Origin of the sequence: Mycobacterium sp. (assembly GCF_050700595.1) — a bacterium.
Lineage (GTDB): Bacteria > Actinomycetota > Actinomycetes > Mycobacteriales > Mycobacteriaceae > Mycobacterium.
On the sequence record NZ_JBOHHI010000028.1, the window covers coordinates 1 to 4,256 of the forward strand.

Consider the following 4,256-nt stretch of genomic DNA (forward strand, 5'->3'; position numbering starts at 1 on the left):
CTCGATGAGCTGCACCCGGACGCCCCGGTCACCGTGGTCGGCGCCGGCTTGACCGGCATCGAAACGGCCACCGAGCTTGCCGAAAACGGCCGTCGGGTAACCCTGATCTGCGGCGGGGTCCTGGGCCCGTCGCTGAACCGCCCGGGCCGCCGCTCGGTGGCCAAGGTGTTGTCACGGCTCGGTGTCGAGGTGCTCGAGACCGCCGTGGTCGCCGAAGTGCTGCCCCATGCGGTGGCGCTGGCCGATGAAAGGGTTCTGCCCAGCGCGCTGACCGTGTGGACAGCGGGCTTCGGGGTGCCGGATCTGGCCGCCCGCAGCGGGCTTCGCACCGACACACTGGGCCGGCTGCTCACCGACGAAACCCTGACCAGCATCGACGATTCGCGCATCGTGGCCGCCGGCGACGCTGCGGCGCCGTCCGGCGAGCCGCTGCGGATGAGCTGCCAGGCTGCCGGGCCGCTGGGGGCGCAGGCCGCCGACACCGTGCTGAGCCGCATTGCCGGGACCGAGCCGGCGGTGGTGAACCAGGCGTTCGTCGGCCAGTGCATCAGCCTGGGACGGCGCGCCGCCACCTTCCAGCTCGCCCGCACCGACGACACCCCGATCAATATGGTCGTCGGCGGCCGGACCGCGGCGGCGATCAAGGAAGCGATCTGCCAGGCCACGGTCTGGGCCATCCGCCGCGAGGCCGCCAAACCCGGCTCGTACTTCGTGCTCAAGGGCGGCAAGCGACCGGCGCCCGAGGCGGTCACGGTATCGTGACCGCCTCGCCCAACACATCCGAACACGCAGAACGCTTCACCGTGCTGCGGCCGCTGCTGTTCACGATCGCTTACGAAATCCTCGGCTCGGCAACCGAATCCGACGACGTATTGCAGGACAGCTACCTGCGCTGGGCCGAGGTCGATCTGTCGACGGTCCGCGACACCAAGTCCTATCTGGCCCGGCTGGTCACCCGCCAGGCTCTCAACACGCTGCGAGCCGGCGCGCGACGTCGAGAAGACTACGTGGGGCCGTGGCTGCCCGAGCCGCTGCTGCTCGACGAGCAGGATCCGTCGGCCGACGTGATGTTGGCCGAGTCGGTGTCGATGGCGATGCTGGTGCTGCTGGAGACGCTGCGCCCCGACGAACGGGCGGTGTTCGTGCTCCGCGAGGTGTTCGGGTTCGACTACGGCGAGATCGCCGGCGCGGTCGGCAAACCGGCCGCGACGGTGCGGCAGATCGCGCACCGGGCGCGCGGGCACGTCCAGGCCCGGCGCCGGCGGTTCACCCCCGTCGACCCGGAACAGAACGCCCGGATCACTGCGGAGTTCATGGCCGCCGCGGCAGGTGGGGACGTGCAGGCGGTGATGTCAATGCTGGCCCCCGACGTGGTGTGGACCGCCGACAGCGGCGGCAAGGCCAGCGCGGCACGGCGGCCGGTGGTCGGCGCCGACAAGGTGGCCAAGGCGGTGATCGGGCTGCTGCGCAGAGGCATGCAGACGCCGAACGTCCGGGTGCAAACCGTGGTCTGCAACGCCGCACCGGCGGTATTGCTCTACCGCGCCGACCATCTCGAGGGGGTGTTCACCGTCGAGATCATCGACGGCAAGATCACCAACTTCTATGCGATGCGCAACCCCGACAAGTTGACGGCGGTAGCCACCGCACGCACGATCAGCCGCGCGTGAGGAGTCTGTCAAGCTAGGACGGTGCGGATCGATCGACTCGGTGATCTCGGCGGCGCTCCGGAGGTGTTGCGCGCCGTCGGCGACGCCACCGTCCGGCTGGGCCTGCCGCCGCCGGCCGCGCTGACCGGTGATTGGTTCGGCGCGCTGGCGGTGATCGCGCCGAGCGTGTCGATACGACCGGTGGAGGCCCGCCACCTGTTCGCCGTTCGGCCCGGCTCGGACACGACAGCGGTCGGCGGTGGCTGGATCGGCTACCTGTCCTACCCGGACCCGGCCGCCGACGGCCGGCCGGCCCGGATCCCCGAGGCCGCCGGTGGCTGGACCGACTGCGTGCTGCGCTGTGACGGCGACGGGCAGTGGTTCTACGAGAGCCTGTCCGGCGCACGGATGCCGGCGTGGCTGGCTGACGCGCTCGCGGCGCCGGTACCGGCGCGAACATGCCAGATCGACTGGGGCGGGGCCGATCGGCCCGCACACCGCGCCGGGGTGCTGGCCTGTCTGGCGGCCATCCGCGCCGGCGAGGTGTACCAGGCGTGCGTGTGCACACAGTTCATCGGCACGGTCAATGGGACACCGCTGGATTTCTTCATCGACGGCGTCGCGCGCACCGCGCCGGCCCGGGCGGCCTATGTCGCCGGAGGTTGGGGCGCGGTGGCGTCGCTGTCGCCCGAGCTCTTCCTGTGCCGCCGCGGGAACGTCGTGACTTCCAGCCCGATCAAGGGCACGCTGCCGTTGGACTCCTGCCCGTCGGCGCTGCGTGCGTCGGTCAAGGATGTGGCCGAAAACATCATGATCGTTGACCTGGTCCGCAATGACTTGGGCCGGGTGGCGGTCACCGGGACGGTGAAAGTGCCCGAGCTGCTGGTGGTACGGCCCGCGCCGGGGGTGTGGCACCTGGTGTCGACGGTGTCGGCGCAGGTGCCCGCCGAGTTGTCGACGCCGGCGCTGCTGGATGCCGCGTTTCCGCCCGGCTCGGTGACCGGGACGCCGAAACTGCGGGCCCGCCAGCTGATTTCGCAATGGGAACACAGTAGACGCGGAGTCTATTGTGGCACAGTAGGTTTGGCCTCACCAGTGGCCGGATGTGAGCTCAACGTGGCTATCCGCACCGTCGAATTCGATGCCGCGGGCAACGCTGTGCTCGGTGCGGGCGGCGGGATCACCGCCGACTCCGACGTCGACGCGGAATGGGACGAATGCCTGCACAAAGCGGCGCCGATCCTGGGGCTGAGCAATCAGCCGCAGCCGGTGCTATCGCAGTAGGCAACACTGGGTTCCATGTCCGACGCCGAACACGTTGTACTGATCCACGGCTCGTGGAGCCGTGGGGAGCAGTGGGCCCCGGCACGGGCCGCCTTCGAACAGCGGGGCCTTCACGGTTCACACCCCGACGCTGCGGTACCACGAGCTGGCTGTGCGCGAGGGGGCAATGGAGATTGCCCGACTGAGTCTTTGTGACTACGCCGACGACCTCGTGGCACTCGTCGAATCGCTGGACCGTCCACCGCTTCTGGTTGGCTACTCGCTCGGCGGTCTGGTGGTGCAGCTGGTCGCCTCGCGAGCGCGCCATATCGGCATGATCGCGGCTTGTCCCTCCGCGGTCGGTCCCGCCGGTCTGAACCGCACCACGTTGGGAATTTCTGTTGGGCACGCCCTGAAGCCCCGGCCCTGGGCCAAGCCGGTACATCCGCCGACGTGGGAGCGGTTCTGGCCGGCGGTTGCCGGTAAACAGAGCGAGCAGGTTGCTCGCGAGCTGTTCGATGGCCTGGTCTGCGAATCTGGCCGCGTCTTGTTTTTCGAGCTCGCGATCCCTTGGCTGGATCGAACCAGAGCCGCGCAGGTGGACTTCAGTGCGGTCGCCGGGCCGGTGCTTTTGATTGGCGGCGGAAGCGACCGTATCGTGCCGGGCGTCTTACGCGTCGCACCGCGGCCCGCTATCGCAACGCCACATACATCGAGATACCCGAGTCCGACCATATGGTTTTTTATGGGGAAGCTTTGCCCGTTACCATGCGACACATCGACGAATGGATCGCCCGCCACAACGTGCTCCGCCCAGCGTGTCGGCACTAGCGGCGTGACTGCAGTACCGCGTCGTAGAGCTCACGCCGTGATACCGGCGTCCCGGCGATCACCTGGCTGCAGGCGTCCTTAACCCGAATGCCTTGCCGCGTAAGCTCTTCCACTTCAGCCACCAGCGCGGGCAGGTCGGCGCGCGGTGTCGCACCGGCGAGCACGACGGTGATCTCGCCGAGCACGCCGTCGGCCGCCCAGGTCGCCAGTTCCTCCAGCGATCCGCGTACCACTTCCTCGTGTACCTTGGTCAGTTCCCGGCACACCACCGCCCGGCGGGCCGGGCCGAGCTGCTCGACCGCATCGCGCAGGCACGCGGGCAACCGCCGCGGCGATTCGAAGAACACGCAGGTGCGCCGCTCCTCGTCCAGCGACGCCAACCAGGCCCGGCGCGCCGACCGTTTGCGCGGGGCGAACCCCTCGAAACAAAACTTGTCCGACGGCAGCCCGGACACTGCCAGCGCGGTGGTTACCGCCGACGGGCCGGGCAGGCAGGTCACCGGCAGGCCGGCG

The 4,256-nt window shown here is 69.4% G+C and carries 5 protein-coding genes; 4 read left to right on the top strand and 1 reads right to left on the bottom strand.

Features of this window, described 5'->3' with window-relative positions; genetic code table 11:
- The 4 genes from ACRDTL_RS02675 to ACRDTL_RS02690 all read left to right on the top strand — a co-directional run.
- A partial coding sequence (locus ACRDTL_RS02675) for an FAD-dependent oxidoreductase (protein ID WP_431505177.1) occupies nucleotides 1–762 on the top strand: 762 nt, incomplete at its 5' end.
- Nucleotides 759–1,670, top strand: coding sequence for an RNA polymerase sigma-70 factor (locus tag ACRDTL_RS02680; RefSeq protein ID WP_431505178.1), 912 nt, complete (start codon nucleotides 759–761; stop codon nucleotides 1,668–1,670). The genes ACRDTL_RS02675 and ACRDTL_RS02680, both read left to right, overlap by 4 nt.
- 21 nt (nucleotides 1,671–1,691) lie before the next feature.
- The gene (locus ACRDTL_RS02685; RefSeq protein ID WP_431505179.1) at nucleotides 1,692–2,933 is read left to right on the top strand and encodes an aminodeoxychorismate synthase component I; all 1,242 of its coding nucleotides are present in this window, start codon (nucleotides 1,692–1,694) and stop codon (nucleotides 2,931–2,933) included.
- A 151-nt stretch (nucleotides 2,934–3,084) separates the two neighbouring features.
- Nucleotides 3,085–3,825: an alpha/beta fold hydrolase gene (locus ACRDTL_RS02690; protein WP_431505180.1), complete on the top strand. Its 741-nt coding sequence runs from the start codon at nucleotides 3,085–3,087 to the stop codon at nucleotides 3,823–3,825.
- Here ACRDTL_RS02690 and rsmI read toward each other — a convergent pair.
- Nucleotides 3,740–4,256, bottom strand: a 517-nt coding sequence (gene rsmI / locus ACRDTL_RS02695) for a 16S rRNA (cytidine(1402)-2'-O)-methyltransferase (RefSeq protein WP_431505181.1), incomplete at its 5' end; no start/stop codon positions are given. The two genes, ACRDTL_RS02690 and rsmI, sit on opposite strands and share 86 nt — an antisense overlap.